Raw genomic sequence first — 18,207 nt, 5'->3', positions numbered from 1 at the left:
ATTAAGTTAGGTGTGAAAGCCCTGGGCTCAACCTAGGAATTGCACTTAAAACTGGTTATCTGGAGTATTGTAGAGGAAGGTAGAATTCCACGTGTAGCGGTGAAATGCGTAGAGATGTGGAGGAATACCGGTGGCGAAGGCGGCCTTCTGGACAGATACTGACGCTGAGATGCGAAAGCGTGGGGAGCAAACAGGATTAGATACCCTGGTAGTCCACGCTGTAAACGATGTCGATTTGGAGTTTGTTGCCTTGAGTGATGGGCTCCGAAGCTAACGCGATAAATCGACCGCCTGGGGAGTACGGCCGCAAGGTTAAAACTCAAATGAATTGACGGGGGCCCGCACAAGCGGTGGAGCATGTGGTTTAATTCGATGCAACGCGAAGAACCTTACCTGGTCTTGACATCCATAGAATTCTGCAGAGATGTGGAAGTGCCTTCGGGAGCTATGAGACAGGTGCTGCATGGCTGTCGTCAGCTCGTGTTGTGAAATGTTGGGTTAAGTCCCGCAACGAGCGCAACCCTTATCCTTTGTTGCCATCGATTAGGTCGGGAACTCAAAGGAGACTGCCGTTGATAAAGCGGAGGAAGGTGGGGACGACGTCAAGTCATCATGGCCCTTACGACCAGGGCTACACACGTGCTACAATGGCGTATACAAAGGGAGGCGACCTCGCGAGAGCAAGCGGACCTCATAAAGTACGTCTAAGTCCGGATTGGAGTCTGCAACTCGACTCCATGAAGTCGGAATCGCTAGTAATCGTGAATCAGAATGTCACGGTGAATACGTTCCCGGGCCTTGTACACACCGCCCGTCACACCATGGGAGTGGGTTGCACCAGAAGTAGATAGCTTAACCTTCGGGAGGGCGTTTACCACGGTGTGGTCCATGACTGGGGTGAAGTCGTAACAAGGTAACCGTAGGGGAACCTGCGGTTGGATCACCTCCTTACGAAGTGCTCGTAAGTGTTCACACAGATTGTTTGTTTAGAAAAGAGTCACTTTATTGGGTCTGTAGCTCAGGTGGTTAGAGCGCACCCCTGATAAGGGTGAGGTCGGTGGTTCAAGTCCACTCAGACCCACCAATTCAACTTAATTCTGCGATATAAACGCAAGCGTAGGTGATGAAACAGCATTACTTAGCACAGAGCGAGCTACGTTAAGCGAATTGGGGAAACAGATGAAGTGAATTATTGGGGCTATAGCTCAGCTGGGAGAGCGCCTGCCTTGCACGCAGGAGGCCAGCGGTTCGATCCCGCTTAGCTCCACCATTAAAGTTATCTCTTTTCAGAATAATTATCTTTGTGTTTACTTTAATTGAGTAGACAGAAAGATAAAGCTCTTTAACAATTAGGAACAAGCTGAAAGAAACGAGTTCTCGTTTTTGCGGCATGCTGATATATGAAGATATGTTAGTTTGCAGTAAGAAAGAGAAAGAAAAGCGTAATGAAAACCAAGACAACTGTGAGTTGTAAGGTTAAGAAATTAAGCGTACACGGTGGATGCCTAGGCATTTAGAGGCGAAGAAGGACGTGTTAATCTGCGAAAAGCGACGGTGAGCCGATAAAAGGCGTTATAGCCGTCGATGTCCGAATGGGGAAACCCAGTGTGGGTAACTGCACTATTGCTTGATGAATACATAGTCAAGTGAGGCGAACCGGGAGAACTGAAACATCTAAGTACCCCGAGGAAAAGAAATCAACCGAGATTCCCCGAGTAGCGGCGAGCGAAAGGGGAGGAGCCCAAAGTGGGAAGCATCATGAGTTAGTGGAAGCGTCTGGAAAGTCGCACGATAGAGGGTGAAAGTCCCGTACACGAAGGCACATGGTGTGGAAGCTTGAAGAGTAGGGCGGGACACGTGATATCCTGTCTGAATATGGGGGGACCATCCTCCAAGGCTAAATACTCCTAAATGACCGATAGTGAACCAGTACCGTGAGGGAAAGGCGAAAAGAACCCCGGGAGGGGAGTGAAATAGACCCTGAAACCGTGTACGTACAATCAGTGGGAGCGTATATCATTGGATATATGTGACTGCGTACCTTTTGTATAATGGGTCAGCGACTTATATTCTGTAGCAAGGTTAACCGAATAGGGGAGCCGAAGGGAAACCGAGTATTAACTGTGCGAAAAGTTGCAGGGTATAGACCCGAAACCCGGTGATCTAGCCATGGGCAGGTTGAAGGTTGGTTAACACTAACTGGAGGACCGAACCGACTAATGTTGAAAAATTAGCGGATGACCTGTGGCTGGGGGTGAAAGGCCAATCAAACCGGGAGATAGCTGGTTCTCCCCGAAAGCTATTTAGGTAGCGCCTCATGAGTGACTGTTGGGGGTAGAGCACTGTTTCGGCTAGGGGGCCATCCCGGCTTACCAACCCGATGCAAACTCCGAATACTGACAAGTTAAATCATGGGAGACACACGGCGGGTGCTAACGTTCGTCGTGAAGAGGGAAACAACCCAGACCGCCAGCTAAGGTCCCAAAGTCATAGTTAAGTGGGAAACGAAGTGGGAAGGCTTAGACAGCTAGGATGTTGGCTTAGAAGCAGCCATCATTTAAAGAAAGCGTAATAGCTCACTAGTCGAGTCGGCCTGCGCGGAAGATGTAACGGGGCTAAAACTATGCACCGAAGCTGCGGCAGTACACATAAGTGTATTGGGTAGGGGAGCGTTCTGTAAGCCGTCGAAGGTGTGTTGTGAGGCATGCTGGAGGTATCAGAAGTGCGAATGCTGACATAAGTAACGATAAAGCGGGTGAAAAGCCCGCTCGCCGGAAGACCAAGGGTTCCTGTCCAACGTTAATCGGGGCAGGGTGAGTCGACCCCTAAGGAGAGGCCGAAGGGCGTATCTGATGGGAAACGGGTTAATATTCCCGTACTGTGTATAACTGCGATGGGGTGACGAAGAAGGCTAGGTTTACCACCTATTGGATGGTGGGTTAAGCGTGTAGGTGTGTGATTAGGCAAATCCGGTCACTGAGACACTGAGGCGTGATGACGAGCTGCTAAGGCAGTGAAGTAATTGATGCCCTGCTTCCAGGAAAATCCTCTAAGCTATAGGTTATATGTAATCGTACCCGAAACCGACACAGGTGGTCAGGTAGAGAATACTCAGGCGCTTGAGAGAACTCGGGTGAAGGAACTAGGCAAAATGGTGCCGTAACTTCGGGAGAAGGCACGCTGATATTAGTTGAAGTCCCCTGCGGATGGAGGTGAAATCAGTCGAAGATACCAGCTGGCTGCAACTGTTTAATAAAAACACAGCACTGTGCAAACACGAAAGTGGACGTATACGGTGTGACGCCTGCCCGGTGCTGGAAGGTTAATTGATGGGGTTATGCTAATGCAGAAGCTCTTGATCGAAGCCCCAGTAAACGGCGGCCGTAACTATAACGGTCCTAAGGTAGCGAAATTCCTTGTCGGGTAAGTTCCGACCTGCACGAATGGCGTAATGATGGCCAGGCTGTCTCCACCCGAGACTCAGTGAAATTGAAATTGCCGTGAAGATGCGGTGTACCCGTGGCAAGACGGAAAGACCCCGTGAACCTTTACTATAGCTTGACAGTGAACATTGAGCCTTAATGTGTAGGATAGGTGGGAGACGAAGAAGTGTGTACGCCAGTATGCATGGAGTCAACCTTGAAATACCACCCTTTAATGTTTGATGTTCTAACCTATACTTCTGAATCGAGGTAAGGGACACTGTCTGGTGGGTAGTTTGACTGGGGCGGTCTCCTCCCAAAGAGTAACGGAGGAGCACGAAGGTTAGCTAATCCTGGTCGGACATCAGGAGGTTAGTGCAATGGCAAAAGCTAGCTTGACTGCGAGAGTGACGGCTCGAGCAGGTACGAAAGTAGGTCATAGTGATCCGGTGGTTCTGAATGGAAGGGCCATCGCTCAACGGATAAAAGGTACTCCGGGGATAACAGGCTGATACCGCCCAAGAGTTCATATCGACGGCGGTGTTTGGCACCTCGATGTCGGCTCATCACATCCTGGGGCTGAAGTAGGTCCCAAGGGTACGGCTGTTCGCCGTTTAAAGTGGTACGCGAGCTGGGTTTAGAACGTCGTGAGACAGTTCGGTCCCTATCTGCCATGGGCGCAGGAAAATTGAGAGGGTTTGCTTCTAGTACGAGAGGACCGAAGTGAACGCACCGCTGGTGTACGGGTTGTGATGCCAATTGCATTGCCCGGTAGCTACGTGCGGGATAGATAAGTGCTGAAAGCATCTAAGCACGAAACTAGCCTTAAGATGAGTTTTCCCAGATGAGAATCTGTAAGGTCCGTTTGAGACTAAGACGTAGATAGGTCAGGTGTGTAAGTGTAGTGATACATTGAGCTAACTGATACTAATGAACCGAGAGTCTTAACCTTACAACTCGGAGTTGTTTTGGAGCGCGAAGTAGAGAAAGAAGCAGTTTGTTCCGGATTGGGTTGATGTGTTGCAGATAGCGGTAAGAAAGCGAACGAACACATTAACGAAGAAAAGAGAGTATACAGAATATGTCTGGCGGTAATAGCGCGGTGGTCCCACCTGACCCCATGCCGAACTCAGAAGTGAAACGCCGTAGTGCCGATGGTAGTGTGGGTATTACCCATGTGAGAGTAGGGTGCCGCCAGACTAATAATTTAAGTAAGTAGTAACAAAAAAATAAATACATACCAAATACGGTGGAGCGGTAGTTCAGTTGGTTAGAATACCTGCCTGTCACGCAGGGGGTCGCGGGTTCGAGCCCCGTCCGTTCCGCCACCTTATTTAGGGGCGTAGTTCAATTGGTAGAGCACCGGTCTCCAAAACCGGGTGTTGGGAGTTCGAGACTCTCCGCCCCTGCCACGCATCAATAATTTGTTTTAATTTTAATCAATCAGTCTATTCTATCTAGATAATTTACAGAAAAATGTTTACAGATTGAGTTAGATAATTATAATTCCCGCCCAACTACTTTTACAACCTAGAGGATTGAAAATGGCTGAGAGTTTTATAAGTCAACAACGTTTTTTTGATAATAAGAATTATCCAAGAGGATTTTCCCGTCATGGTGATTTCACTATTAAAGAGGCTCAAATTTTAGAAAAACATGGTTGTGCCTTTAAAGATCTTGATGCAGAAGTAAGAAAGCCTGTTACAGCAGAAGAAAAATCATTTGTTTCTGTATGTAAAGGTAAAAAGGAAGCCGCGTCTGATTTTGAAAAAGTATGGCTAAAATATCTTTCTCGCATAAATAAACCAAAACGTTTTCATACACTATCAGGTGGCAAACCTCAAGTAGATGTAAGTGATGATTTTGTTGATAGTGATGATTAATCCCTATTATCCAATATTCTTATGTAACTGAATTAATAAGCGATCCATTGAACGATAACTTAAAGCTTCTGAAAGATGTTTTCGTTCTATGGTTTTTGAACCATCCAAATCAGCTATAGTTCTAGAAACCTTTAATATACGATGCCAGGCTCTAGCTGAAAGTCCAAGTTTTAATAAAACCTGTTCCAAATATTGATTATTTTCATCTGATAATTGGCAATAAAATTGAATCTCTTTGGCGCTTAATTGACTATTAAGCTTATTACCTCTCTTTAATTGGATTTCTCTGGTTTGTAATACCCGTTGTCTGACTGTTTCAGTCGATTCTACCTGCTCATTTTTTTTACTTAACACACCTTTAGGTAGTAAAGGAACTTCGATTGAGATATCAAATCTATCCAAAAAAGGACCTGAAAGTCGATTTAAATATCGAATAATTTGTTGAGGGGTTGTTCTATTATGTGTTCCTTGATAATGACCGGTAGGACTAGGGTTCATTGCTGCAATTAGCTGAAATTTAGCCGGATATTTTATTTTAGCATTGGCTCTTGAAATAATAATCTCTCCAGATTCAATTGGCTCTCTTAATGCATCTAATACCTTACGATTAAATTCCGGAAGTTCATCCAAAAAAAGAACACCATTATGTGCAAGTGAAATTTCTCCTGGTTTGGGAATACCACCACCACCGACAAGTGCCGCCGATGATGAGCTATGGTGTGGGGAACGAAAAGGCCGTTTACGCCAATTTTTAATCGAACCATTAGGACTAACTAAACTCATCACAGCGGCACTTTCAAGTGCTTCATTGTCTGATAATGGCGGCAGTAAAGTCGTTAATCGTGTAGCTAGCATGGTTTTACCCGTTCCAGGTGGCCCAATTAATAATAAGTTGTGACCGCCAGCAGCGGCAATTTCTAAAGCGCGTTTAGCATGTTCTTGACCAATCACATCTTGCAAATTCGCTTGCTGATAATCTTCATCTGCATATTCCCGATATTCGACCGTTGGTAAGCTGATTTCATTAGATAGATATTGGCACAATTCTAATAAATTGTTGGTAATCAGTGTATTATTATCATGTATTAAAGAAATTTCTGATTGATTTTCAGACGAAATAATTAATGTACGATTTTTCTTTTTTGACGAAATAGCGGCAGGTATTGCTCCTTTTACTGCTCGAATATCGCCTGAAAGTGCTAATTCCCCTAAAAACTCATACTTTGGTAAAAGAGCTACAGGTATTTGTTCTGTAGCAGCTAAAATTGCAATAGCGATAGGTAAATCGAAACGACTTCCTTCTTTTGGAAGATCAGCAGGAGAGAGATTTACCGTAATTTTTTTAGAAGGGAAGGTAAATCCACTATTAATAATAGCACTACGCACGCGATCTTTTGCTTCTTTGACCGTCGCCTCAGGTAAACCCACTAATACAAAACCGGGTAGACCATTGCTTATATGAACTTCGACATTAATTTGTGGTGCTTGGATGCCAATAGAGGCGCGTGTGTAAATAATTGATAGTGACATAATGAATAATTTGAAAAATGAATTATTACTATCACAGTAAATTTTTCACAACATAAATGTCATTAGGCCGACTATTTTTGTGAACTATGTTCCAATAGAATTATTTCTTTTGCTAGCTTTGCAGTGTTTTTTTACCGTAAATTACTTTCGTTATAAATAGAGTTATAAAAAATAGGCATGTATTACTCAATACAACAGATGGTCCGGTTGGGGTATCATACAGAAAAGAAAAGTACAAACCACCAACAATTGAGAGCATACCTAATATTATTGCAACTAAAGCCATATGTTCAGGTGTTTTAGAATAATACTTAGCAGTTGCAGCGGGTATAATCAATAATGATGTAATAATTAATGCACCTACAAACTTCATCGTAATACCAATGGTTAAAGCTAAAATTAGTGTCAAAAGCAATTTGGTAAACTGTATATTAATGCCATTGCTGAAGGCTAACTCTTCACTAACAGTAATAAATAAAAAATGATTCCAGCGCCATAATAGTAAACAGCCAATTAAAATTACCCCAATCATAATTTGATATACATCTGTCATTGTTACTGATAAAAGATCACCAAATAGATATCCCATTAAATCAACACGAATATTCTCCATAAGGCTAATAACAACTAATCCGAGTGATAATGCACTATGAGCTAAAATACCTAATAAAGTATCAATCGGAAGCTGTTTTTGGGATTCTAACCAGAGAAGTCCTAACGCTAAAATAAGCGTTATAAAAATGACAGCATAAAATAGATTAATCTGGAAGAGAAAACCAAAAGCAATACCCAGTAGCGCCGCATGTGATAAGGTATCACCAAAATAGGACATTCTGCGCCAAACAACAAATGTACCTAAAGGGCCGGTGACTGTTGTTAAACATAATCCCGCTAAAAGAGAAGGCATTAATAATTCAATCATTCTTTTTATCCTTACCAAAATTAGGTAAAACAATTCTTCTTTGATTAACATTATTTTTTTTACAAAAATCATGTTGATGATTGTGATGATGCTTATAAACAGCTATTTTTGTTGCACCTTGCCGCCCAAACAACGAAATAAATTCAGGATCATTTGAAACAATAGCCGGCGAACCGGAACAGCAGATATGATGATTCAAACAGATCACTTCATCGGTTTTTGCCATCACTAAATGAAGATCATGCGAAACCATCAGTACACCACAACCAAATTGGGTACGAGCATTCGCAATTAAATCATATAATAAAACTTGACCATTCACATCCACACCTTGAGTAGGTTCATCAAGAATTAATAATTGTGGTTTTTTAGCTAGAGCTTGAGCAAGTAATACTCGTTGTAACTCTCCACCTGATAATTGATGCATTGATTTATCAAGCAGATAATCGGCCTTTACCATAGAAAGCATATTGATGATATCAGCATTTTTTAAATGCTTATTTAATTGCATAAAACGTTTAACGGTAATCGGTAGAGTAGGATTTAAATTGATTGATTGAGGTACATAGCCGATAGTTAAATTTGCTGAACGCTTGATTGTTCCGGTAGTAGGTGTAATCAATCCTAAAATAACCTTAACTAGGGTTGATTTGCCAGCGCCATTGGGACCAAGTAATGTAATAATTTGATTAGGACTAACTGTGAAGGAAATATCATATAATATTTTTTGATGATTAACTTCAACCGCGACATTATGAAGTGAAATTAATGAAGTCATATTTATTACAGTCCTTGCTTACCTATACTTTATGTTATATTATAACATAACAAATATAAAGTCATATTCTATCATATTTTCTAAACATCGGATAATTACATGCAAAAATTTATTATTATGAACGCTAGATCGTTTATTAGGTTCTTAATAACATTAATTTCATTGTTACTAATTAATGTGATTGTTTCAATTGCTAACGCTAAAATTATCACTTCTGTAAAACCGATTGGTTTTATTGTTGAAGAGATAGCATCTGGTGTAACAGATACTGATATTTTATTACCTGATGGTGCATCTCCACATACTTATTCTTTAAAACCTTCTGATTTAGTCAAGATAAAATCAGCACAATTAGTGGTATGGATTGGTGAAGATATGGAAGTTTTTATGCCAACAGTGCTTAAAAACTTGGATAAAAATAAACAAATTGAATTGATGAAGATCCCTCAGATCAAAGCTCTATTGCAAACAGGAGAACCACATGAACAGGGACATGATGTCGATCATGACCATGATCATCATGGTGAATATGACGAACATATTTGGCTATCACCTACAATAGCAAAAATCATAGCGCAGTCTATTCATGATAAACTCATTGAACAATATCCCAATAAGAAAGCAGTTATCGATGAAAATCTAAACGAATTTATAGTAAAACTGGCTGAAACAGAACAAAATATTGCAAAAAAACTCATTAGCGTACAAAATAAGGGGTATTTTGTGTTTCATGATGCCTACGGGTATTTTGAATCACAGTTTGGATTAAATAACCTAGGCAGTTTTACCATAAACCCAGCAGTACAACCTGGCGTTCGAAAAATTTATGCAATTCAACAAGCGTTAAAAGAACATCAAGCTGTTTGTGTGTTTAGTGAACCGCAGTTTAATCCAGCAGTCATCGGAAAATTAGTGGATGGAACGGATGTTCGAGTTGGAGAATTGAATCCATTAGGAACGGGTATTGTTCCTTCCAAAGGATCATATTCACATTTTTTATTAAAATTAACAGAACAATTCCTAGATTGTTTAAATGATAAATAGTTAAGGTTAATTTTGGCACAACAAATCAAATCACCGAATATTGAAAAAAACAATAGCAAAATTCCCTATTTTTCAGTATTAGGTGTCTTTGTTATAGGTGTTTTATTCACTGTGTTATGGCGTCCGCTTAATTTAGATCGCACAGTTTATGTACCTTTAACTCCTCAGGCAGAAACAACAGTTACCGATAATCCTCATCAACCTGTAGATGTGGGTGATGCACGCGTTGAAATTGTCGATAGTAATTCAAATAATAAACAGATTACTGAATCTTCAGATGTTCCTGAAGATGAAATTGCTAAAGATGAATTAGACGAAATTATTGACGATAAAGATAACACTATGCAATACACTATTTCACGTGGTGATACACTGCATGATATCTTACTTCGTTATAATGTTAATAAAAATGATATTTATCAATTAACTTCAAATTACAAACAATTAGCTAATTTAAGAATAGGTCAACAAATCAGTTGGACGACTGATGACAATCATAATTTACAGAGTTTTAGCTGGACAATATCGAGTAATAATATTCGTGTTTATGAACGTTCTGGCGATAAATTTGTTGAAAGTACAGAAACAGCTGAAGGTGTTTCGCAAAATATTGTGATTTCAGGTGATATCAAAACTAATTTTGTGGCTGATGCACGTAAAAGTGGCTTAACCAGTAGTGAAATCGGTATTATTACTCGAGCATTACAATGGCGTTTAGATTTTAAACGATTGCAAGTGGGTGATAAATTTTCGGTGATATTAGCCCGTGAGATGCATGGGAAGCGTTTATCAAACAGTCAATTATTAGGTGTACGAATTAAAAATGGTAATAAAGACTATTATGCGATATTGGCTGACGATGGCAAATACTATGACATAAATGGTGGTAGTTTATCACAAAGCTTTTTTCGCTACCCTTTAGCGAAGCAAGCTCGAGTTTCATCTAATTTTAATCCACGTCGTTTGCATCCGATTACAGGCCAAGTCACACCACATAATGGCGTTGATTTTGCGGTATCTCGAGGAACTCCTGTACTATCGGTAGGTAATGGAGAGGTTGTGATAGCTAAATATAGCGGATCGGCAGGTAACTATATAGCTATACGTCATGGTCGTCAATATATGACAACTTATATGCATTTGGACAAAATTCTGGTTAAACCTGGTCAGCAAGTTAAGCAAGGAGAAAAAATAGGCTTATCTGGTAATACTGGGCGTTCGACAGGACCACATTTACATTTCGAGCTACACATCAACAATAAACCAGTTAATCCATTAACGGCAAGTTTACCTATATCCGATGGCTTAACCGGTAAATCTAAAAAAGCGTTTATAGCGAAAGTAAAAAATATAAAATCACAACTTAGTTTGTAAACATACTTATACTAAAACGTTAGGTTAACCTGAAACTTCTTTACATAAACTAGACAAGTAAATCCGCTAAAATTTATGTTATCATAGGCTAATTTTTGTTAAATAATCAATTTTAGGTGCAGTTTGAATACATCAACTAAATCAACCCGAGAAAGATCAACCAAAAAAGTAAAAAAGAATAAAAAACGTTCATTATGGCGTCGATTTTGGTCATTAATTTTAAAGTTATTTCTCATATTTGTAGCTGTCACTGTTATATATGGTATTTATCTCGACCAACAAATCAAAGAACGAATTGATGGTAATGTGTGGGAATTGCCAGCAGCTGTTTATGGTCAGATTATCGATCTCGAACCTGACAGTGAATATAGTTTAAATGATGTTGTTACAATATTAATTGGAGCGCAATATCGTCAACAAGATACCAAAGCTACACGTCCCGGCGAGTTTATTGTCAGTAATGATAGTGTCGAGATTTATCGTCGACCTTTCACTTTTCCTGACGGAGAAGAACAAGCTTTTCGCGTCAAAATTACCTTTTATGACAACCGTATTGATCGCATTACTAATTTAGAAACGGGACGAGATTTCGGTTTACTAAAAATTGATCCTAAATTAATTACTATGATGCACTCTCCAAATGGTGAACAACGACTGTTTGTACCTTTGAAAGAGTTTCCAGATTCATTATTACAGACCTTGATTGCAACGGAAGATAAACGTTTTTATGATCATCATGGTATTAGTTTATATTCAATCGGCCGGGCGATTTTTGTTAATTTAACAACCGGACGTACTGAAGGTGGAAGTACCTTAACCCAACAAACGGTTAAAAATCTCTTTTTATCAAATGAACGTAGCTTAAGTCGTAAATTACGAGAAGCCTACATGGCTTTGATTTTAGAAGCGCGTTATAGCAAAGAGCGTATTTTAGAACTCTATTTAAATGAAGTTTACTTTGGTCAAAGTGGCAGTGAAGAGATCCACGGTTTTCCGTTAGCAAGTCTTTACTATTTTGGTCGTCCAGTAAATGAACTGACTTTAGATCAACAAGCGGTTTTAGTTGGCATGGTAAAAGGGGCTTCACTTTATAATCCATGGACGCAACCTCAACAAGTTATAGAACGACGTAATGTAGTTTTAAAATTAGCTGAACAACAAGGTGTTATTGATGAAGAGCTATATAATTTACTAAGTCAGCGCCCACTAGCAGTATTACCTAAAGGCGGGGTGATCTCTCCACAACCAGCATTTATGCAAGTTGTGCGAAGTGAATTACGTAAACAATTAGGGGATCAAGCTGACCACCTATCTGGAATGAAAATATTTACGACTTTCGATCCAGTTGCACAAGCATCAGCAGAACAAGCAGTAACCAATGAAATTGAAAATCTTCGCAAATCAACCAATAAAGACTTACAAACGGCAATGGTTATAGTGAGTCGGGAAACAGGTGAAATTCGCTCAATTATTGGTAGTGCTGAACCTCGATATCCTGGTTATAACCGTGCATGGTTAACGCGACGAGCAATCGGTTCACTTGCCAAACCTTCTACTTACTTAACTGCATTAGGTCAGCCTGATCATTACCAATTAAATACTTGGCTCAATGATAGTCCACTTTCAATCAAACTTGATAATGGGACTTATTGGCAACCTAAAAACTATGATCGAAAATTTCGAGATCGGGTCATGTTAGTGGATGCTTTAGCACTATCCCTTAATGTACCAACCGTTAATTTAGGCATGGCACTTGGACTTGATGCAACCAAAAACACATTACAAGCGTTAGGTATACCAGCAGATCGTATTCCTAATTTACCGTCACGATTACTTGGTTCATTGGAATTAACCCCCTTAGAAACAGCGCAAATGTTCCAAACTATAGCTAATAACGGGCAACGATCACCATTAACTATTTTACGTTATGTATTGTCGGAAAAAGGGGAATTAGTTTATCAAGGTTATCCACAGCAAATTCAATCTGTCTCTCAACAATCAGCATATTTAACCACTTATGCTATGCAGCAAGTAGTTGAATCAGGAACGTCACGTTCATTAAAAGCGAAATATGGCACATTTAAATTAGCGGCTAAAACAGGAACAAGTAATGATTCACGTGATAGCTGGTTTACCGGTATTGATGGTAAAAATGTGGCTGTTATTTGGATTGGATTAGATGACCATACTCCAATGAAGTTAACCGGCGCGACTGGAGCATTAAAAATCTATAGTGAATACTTACAAAATAATCCACCTAAAAAATTAATACTACCGGTACCACAAAATATCTTTATGGTACCAATTGATAGTAGTGGACAGTGGCAATGTAATGGTGGTGGTGAACGAACTTTACCTGCTTGGACAATAAATCCCCAAAATTTATGTTCAGGGAACAATCAACCGGTACCTGATCAACAAGCACCAAATTGGGTAACTGACATGCTAAATAACTAAGTGGAATACAATGCCTGAATTACCAGAAGTTGAAACAAGTCGACGAGGTATTTTGCCCTATTTAAAAGGGCAAACTATAAAAAAGATTATTGTTCGGCAACCCAAATTACGTTGGCCTATCGATAAAACTATTGAACAGGCTCAAGGGCAAGTTATTCTAGATGTTAAACGACGAGCAAAATATCTATTATTGCAATTGACCAATAATTGGATCGTTATTCATTTAGGAATGTCAGGTAGTTTACGTATTTTAGTCAATCAACAAGAAGTTGCTAAACATGATCATGTCGATCTTGTATTAAGTAATGGTGTCATACTGCGTTATACCGATCCTAGACGTTTTGGTTGTTGGCTTTGGACTGATTCAATTGACAATGTATCACAACTCAAACATTTAGGTCCCGAGCCATTAAGTGAAGCGTTTTCAGCAGAATATTTACTTGCCAAAGCTAAAAATCGACAGGTTCCCATTAAAAGTTGGATTATGGATAATCATATTGTAGTTGGCGTAGGGAATATCTATGCCTCTGAATCACTCTTTATGGCAAAAATTAACCCCAATCGCAAAGTCAGTTCGTTAAAATTAAATGAGTTTGTCAGACTTGTTACGGCAATTAAGTATGTTCTAACAAAATCAATTGAACAGGGTGGAACCACACTGAAAGATTTTCTTCAATCAGATGGTAAGCCGGGTTATTTTGCTCAGAAATTACAAGTATATGGGCGAGCTGGTGAACCATGTCTAATTTGTCAAAATGAAATAAAAGCTCAAAAAATAGGTCAACGTAATACTTTTTATTGTGAAAGTTGCCAAAAATTAGACAGCGAGTAAATTTAAGTATTACATGCCAACTCACTCTCTATTTGCAAAATATATTTTTTTAAACACTTTAAACCTTATCTAAATCAGATTAATATAGAAAATTGTATTAAAACTACTTGCTATAGTTACGATATTAATAATTTTTGTGCAATAATAGTAAAAAATGTTAATTTTACGAAAATCTTTTTATTTTAGATACTATGGACTTATTACGCGATATCGGCTATCTTTCTCGCTGTAAAACTATATATGTGTTTGGAGATTTAATATCTGGCACTAAAAAGTGATAACCTATTAATTATCCAAATTTTTGCCTATCACGTTATAAAAATTTATATTAATTTTAACAAAGAGTATTACGTTTTTATTAAGGAATTTAAGATGGTCAAATTTGCTTCTCGCTTTTTGATAACTTGTTTTGTTTTATTATATACAATGATGGTTAATGCGGATTCTACAGGTTTCCATGTTGTAATTACAGAAGGGATTAGTACAGCCAAACCAATTGCGGTTGTACCTTTCAAATGGACTGGTTCGGGCGAACCACCACAAAATATTGAAGATATTATTGCTTCAGATTTACGTAATAGTGGTAAATTTAATCCTATCGATGTTAGAAATATGCCACAAAAACCAGTAACAGCTTCTGAAGTTACTCCCTCTGCTTGGACTAGTTTAGGTATCTCTGCGGTAGTAGTTGGATCTATCCAACCTGATGCTTCAGGAAAATATCTTATCACTTATCAATTAGTCGATATTGTTAATCGTCCAGGTGCAATTTTATCTCAAAACCAATTTTCCGTTGAAAAACGTTGGGTTCGTTATGCCACTCATACAGCGAGTGACGAAATTTTTGAATCGTTAACGGGGATTAAAGGCGCTTTCAGAACGAAAATTGCTTATATCGTCAAAACCAAAGGTCCTTTCACTCATGAACTACGCGTAGCGGATTATGATGGTTATGATCAAATCACTATTCACCGTGCTAAAAAAACCTTGATGTCACCAACATGGTCTCCAGATGGTAAAAAATTAGCCTATGTGACTTTTGAAAGTGGTCGTTCAGCACTAGTATTACAAACATTAGATACAGGTTCAGTTGAAACAATTGCTTCATTCCCACAACATAACGGCGCACCATCTTTTTCCCCAGATGGTAGTAAATTAGCCTTTGCCTTATCGAAAGATGGTAGCTTAAATTTATATATGATGAATTTAAGATCTAAGAAAATAACACAAATTACTTCTGGTCGCAGCAATGATACTGAACCAACTTGGATGCCTGATAACCAAACTCTTGTTTATACTTCGGATCAAGCTGGTCGACCTCAACTTTATAAAGTAAATGTTAATGGTGGTTCTCCTGAACGTTTGACTTGGGAGAATATGCAAAATCAAAATGCGTGTGTGTCTCCAGATGGTAAATTTATTGCGATGATCTCAACTACTGATGATCGCCAACAACACATTACACGTTATGATTTAGATACCAGTACATATCAACGATTAACAGATACATATTTGGATGAAACACCAAGTATTGCACCTAATGGAACTATGATTATTTATAGTTCGACACAAGGATTAGGAACAATTTTAAATCTTGTTTCAACAGATGGTAACTTCAAAGCGAATTTACCAGTAAATGATGGTCAAGTAGAATTCCCTGCATGGTCACCATATATATCATATAATTAAGGAATGATTGAAATTTGTACAATTTTATAAATATTAAAATTGTACAAAAACTTAAGGTCGTTATAATATATAGTGCTAATCTTTCTAGTCGGTAACTTATGTTACTTAAAATCGATTAGATTTATAACAAATATAAGTAATAATTTATTCAAACACAAAGGAGTTAATACAATGCAATTTTCTAAATTTCTTAAAGTAGCCGCGGTTGCTTTACCATTAATCGCTGTAACTGCATGTTCATCTAACAGCTCTAATGGCAATAAAAACGCAATTGGTTCTTTAACAAAGGCAGAACAAGAACTGCTTCAAAAATTACAACAAATGAACACAGTATATTTTGATTTTGACAAATATAATGTTAAACCTGAATATGCAAGAATGTTAGATGCTCACGCTGAATTCTTACGTGCTCATTCATTCTTAAAAGTTGTTATTCAAGGTCATGCTGATGAACGCGGTACTCCAGAATACAATATCGCTTTAGGTGAACGTCGTGCATCTGCTGTAAGATCATACTTACAAGGTAATGGTGTTTCAGCTAATCAAATGACAATTGTATCATTCGGTAAACAAGAACCGGCTGTATTAGGTCATGACGAAGCTGCTTACGCTAAAAACCGTCGCGCTGTAGTTGCATATTAATTGCATCTCATAACGGCTGATTATTCAGCCGTTTATTTTTTAAAGTTCACGCCGAGTCTATAATATGTATAAAAAAATAGTCACATTGTTTTTATTTCTCTTATTTACCGGTTATGGTTGTGCAGCAGGTAGCTCTGAAATAGAAAGAACAGTTCAAGCACAAGGTCAATTATTGATCCAAAATCAACAAAAGATTAGTGATTTGCAATCAGATGTCGATGCACTTCGAGGTCAATTAGAAGAGACTAAATACCAACTTAATCAAACTATTGAACGCCAAAGAGTTATTATGCAGCAAATGTCTGGTAATTCTTCACTATCATCAACAAAGAGCTTGGATTCATCTTCAGATGACTCAAGTTTTATTTCTGATTCATCTTCTTCCTCTTCTTCTGATTTATTTGGATGGACAACATCAGGTAATGATAAGAATGATTACAACTTTATTATGCAATTTGTAAATGATAGCAAACAAGCGAATGATACCATTGCAGCATTTCAAAAGTTTTTACAAAACTACCCAAAGTCTAGTTATCGAGCCAATGTTAATTACTGGCTTGGTCAATTAACTTATAAACAAGGTAAAAGAGACGATGCTTCATTTTACTACGCAACAGTTGTAAAAGATTTTCCTTCATCACCAAAAGCTGCTGATAGCCTCTATAAAGTAGGATTAATCTTACTGGATAAGGGTGACAAAAAAAGTGCTAAAGCTGTGTTCCAGCAAGTTGTTAGTAAATATGCTAAAGATAAAAACGCAGTTGATTTAGCCAACAAAAAGCTAGCATCTCTTTAAATAAGTGTATAAATAAAAAGCTGTTAGAAAAAAATAGCAATAAAGGGGTTGCACAGCTAGGTAATTATAAGTATTATAGCAACCCGAAATTGCTTGTAGCCTTAATCAATAAGACCGCAACTATTTCAATTCAAAAATGGGTTGTTAGCTCAGTCGGTAGAGCAGCGGACTTTTAATCCGTTTGTCGAGCGTTCGAATCGCTCACGACCCACCACTTTTCTTCCTCATACTTCAAGCAACAAAAATACCTAATTAATCACACAAAAAAGCGATGAGAACGCTAGCGTTCGACAAATTCGTCTGGAACGAATTTGAACAACTCGAAGAGTTGGCTCCGAAGGAGTGAGGCACAGGAAGTGCCGAATAATCAGCTCACGACCCACCACTTTTCTTCCTCATAATTTAAGTAACAAAAATACCTAATTAATAACACAAAGCGATGAGAACGCCAGCGTTCGACAAATTCGTCCGGAACGAATTTGAACAACTCGAAGAGTTGGCTCCGAAGGAGTGAGGCACAGGAAGTGCCGAATAATCAGCTCACGACCCACCACTTTTCTTCCTCATAATTTAAGTAACAAAAATACCTAATTAATAACACAAAGCGATGAGAACGCCAGCGTTCGACAAATTCGTCCGGAACGAATTTGAACAACTCGAAGAGTTGGCTCCGAAGGAGTGAGGCACAGGAAGTGCCGAATAATCAGCTCACGACCCACCACTTTTCTTCCTCATAATTTAAGTAACAAAAATACCTAATTAATAACACAAAGCGATGAGAACGCCAGCGTTCGACAAATTCGTCCGGAACGAATTTGAACAACTCGAAGAGTTGGCT

At 38.9% G+C, this 18,207-nt stretch carries 11 protein-coding genes, 5 tRNA genes and 3 rRNA genes; 16 read left to right on the top strand and 3 right to left on the bottom strand.

Annotated elements, in window-relative coordinates:
- From A9G11_RS11765 to A9G11_RS11730, 8 genes are all read left to right on the top strand, one after another.
- A 16S ribosomal RNA gene (locus A9G11_RS11765) occupies nt 1-951 on the top strand; the annotation flags it as partial.
- A 56-nt stretch (nt 952-1,007) separates the two neighbouring features.
- Nucleotides 1,008-1,084: transfer RNA gene (locus A9G11_RS11760), tRNA-Ile, on the top strand.
- Nucleotides 1,085-1,194: 110 nt separating this feature from the next.
- A tRNA-Ala gene (locus A9G11_RS11755) sits at nt 1,195-1,270 on the top strand.
- A gap of 204 nt (nt 1,271-1,474) precedes the next feature.
- Nucleotides 1,475-4,374: ribosomal RNA gene (locus tag A9G11_RS11750) — 23S ribosomal RNA — on the top strand.
- A gap of 132 nt (nt 4,375-4,506) precedes the next feature.
- A 5S ribosomal RNA gene (rrf, locus tag A9G11_RS11745) occupies nt 4,507-4,622 on the top strand.
- Nucleotides 4,623-4,673: 51 nt separating this feature from the next.
- Nucleotides 4,674-4,750, top strand: a tRNA-Asp gene (locus tag A9G11_RS11740).
- An 8-nt stretch (nt 4,751-4,758) separates the two neighbouring features.
- A tRNA-Trp gene (locus tag A9G11_RS11735) sits at nt 4,759-4,834 on the top strand.
- A gap of 132 nt (nt 4,835-4,966) precedes the next feature.
- Nucleotides 4,967-5,305, top strand: coding sequence for a DUF413 domain-containing protein (locus tag A9G11_RS11730; protein ID WP_065619800.1), 339 nt, complete (start codon nt 4,967-4,969; stop codon nt 5,303-5,305).
- Between the two features lie 6 nt (nt 5,306-5,311).
- On the opposite strand, the gene A9G11_RS11725 is transcribed toward A9G11_RS11730, so the two are convergent.
- The 3 genes from A9G11_RS11725 to znuC form a co-directional block, all read right to left on the bottom strand.
- Nucleotides 5,312-6,835, bottom strand: a complete 1,524-nt coding sequence (locus A9G11_RS11725) for a YifB family Mg chelatase-like AAA ATPase (protein WP_065619799.1) — start codon at nt 6,833-6,835, stop codon at nt 5,312-5,314.
- A gap of 112 nt (nt 6,836-6,947) precedes the next feature.
- Complete coding sequence (gene znuB, locus A9G11_RS11720; protein ID WP_065619798.1) at nt 6,948-7,757, bottom strand: zinc ABC transporter permease subunit ZnuB; 810 nt, start codon at nt 7,755-7,757, stop codon at nt 6,948-6,950.
- Nucleotides 7,750-8,535, bottom strand: coding sequence for a zinc ABC transporter ATP-binding protein ZnuC (gene znuC, locus A9G11_RS11715; protein WP_065619797.1), 786 nt, complete (start codon nt 8,533-8,535; stop codon nt 7,750-7,752). The genes znuB and znuC overlap by 8 nt, the downstream gene beginning before the upstream one ends.
- Nucleotides 8,536-8,649: 114 nt before the next feature.
- Between znuC and znuA the strand changes: the two genes are divergently transcribed.
- From znuA to A9G11_RS11675, 8 genes are all read left to right on the top strand, one after another.
- Nucleotides 8,650-9,579, top strand: a complete 930-nt coding sequence (gene znuA / locus A9G11_RS11710; protein ID WP_442902993.1) for a zinc ABC transporter substrate-binding protein ZnuA — start codon at nt 8,650-8,652, stop codon at nt 9,577-9,579.
- Between the two features lie 12 nt (nt 9,580-9,591).
- Nucleotides 9,592-10,953 (top strand): murein DD-endopeptidase MepM, encoded by a 1,362-nt coding sequence (gene mepM, locus A9G11_RS11705; protein WP_065619796.1) that lies wholly within the window; start codon nt 9,592-9,594, stop codon nt 10,951-10,953.
- A 123-nt stretch (nt 10,954-11,076) separates the two neighbouring features.
- A complete protein-coding gene (gene mrcB, locus A9G11_RS11700) occupies nt 11,077-13,410 on the top strand; it encodes a bifunctional glycosyl transferase/transpeptidase (RefSeq protein ID WP_065619795.1) in 2,334 nt (777 codons plus the stop codon).
- A 10-nt stretch (nt 13,411-13,420) separates the two neighbouring features.
- Complete coding sequence (gene mutM / locus A9G11_RS11695; protein ID WP_065619794.1) at nt 13,421-14,242, top strand: bifunctional DNA-formamidopyrimidine glycosylase/DNA-(apurinic or apyrimidinic site) lyase; 822 nt, start codon at nt 13,421-13,423, stop codon at nt 14,240-14,242.
- A 426-nt stretch (nt 14,243-14,668) separates the two neighbouring features.
- Complete coding sequence (tolB, locus tag A9G11_RS11690) at nt 14,669-15,931, top strand: Tol-Pal system beta propeller repeat protein TolB (RefSeq protein ID WP_442902992.1); 1,263 nt, start codon at nt 14,669-14,671, stop codon at nt 15,929-15,931.
- A gap of 171 nt (nt 15,932-16,102) precedes the next feature.
- On the top strand, nt 16,103-16,573 hold the full coding sequence (gene pal / locus A9G11_RS11685; protein WP_065619792.1) for a peptidoglycan-associated lipoprotein Pal: 471 nt from the start codon (nt 16,103-16,105) through the stop codon (nt 16,571-16,573).
- A gap of 64 nt (nt 16,574-16,637) precedes the next feature.
- Complete coding sequence (gene ybgF / locus A9G11_RS11680; RefSeq protein ID WP_065619791.1) at nt 16,638-17,369, top strand: tol-pal system protein YbgF; 732 nt, start codon at nt 16,638-16,640, stop codon at nt 17,367-17,369.
- Nucleotides 17,370-17,507: 138 nt separating this feature from the next.
- Nucleotides 17,508-17,583: transfer RNA gene (locus A9G11_RS11675), tRNA-Lys, on the top strand.
- Nucleotides 17,584-18,207 lie beyond the last annotated feature (624 nt).

Origin of the sequence: Gilliamella sp. wkB108 (assembly GCF_001690195.1) — a bacterium.
In the GTDB taxonomy this organism is placed as follows: Bacteria; Pseudomonadota; Gammaproteobacteria; order Enterobacterales; family Orbaceae; genus Gilliamella; species Gilliamella apicola_L.
This window is presented reverse-complemented; position numbering and strand designations above follow the sequence as displayed.

Bases quoted from the DNA above. Each gene is read 5' to 3' on its own strand.
- znuB (WP_065619798.1), bottom strand. From the start codon at position 7,757: ATGATTGAATTATTAATGCCTTCTCTTTTAGCGGGATTATGTTTAACA.
- znuC (WP_065619797.1), bottom strand. From the start codon at position 8,535: ATGACTTCATTAATTTCACTTCATAATGTCGCGGTTGAAGTTAATCAT.
- tolB (WP_442902992.1), top strand. From the start codon at position 14,669: ATGATGGTTAATGCGGATTCTACAGGTTTCCATGTTGTAATTACAGAA.
- A9G11_RS11725 (WP_065619799.1), bottom strand. From the start codon at position 6,835: ATGTCACTATCAATTATTTACACACGCGCCTCTATTGGCATCCAAGCA.
- pal (WP_065619792.1), top strand. From the start codon at position 16,103: ATGCAATTTTCTAAATTTCTTAAAGTAGCCGCGGTTGCTTTACCATTA.
- A9G11_RS11730 (WP_065619800.1), top strand. From the start codon at position 4,967: ATGGCTGAGAGTTTTATAAGTCAACAACGTTTTTTTGATAATAAGAAT.
- ybgF (WP_065619791.1), top strand. From the start codon at position 16,638: ATGTATAAAAAAATAGTCACATTGTTTTTATTTCTCTTATTTACCGGT.
- mutM (WP_065619794.1), top strand. From the start codon at position 13,421: ATGCCTGAATTACCAGAAGTTGAAACAAGTCGACGAGGTATTTTGCCC.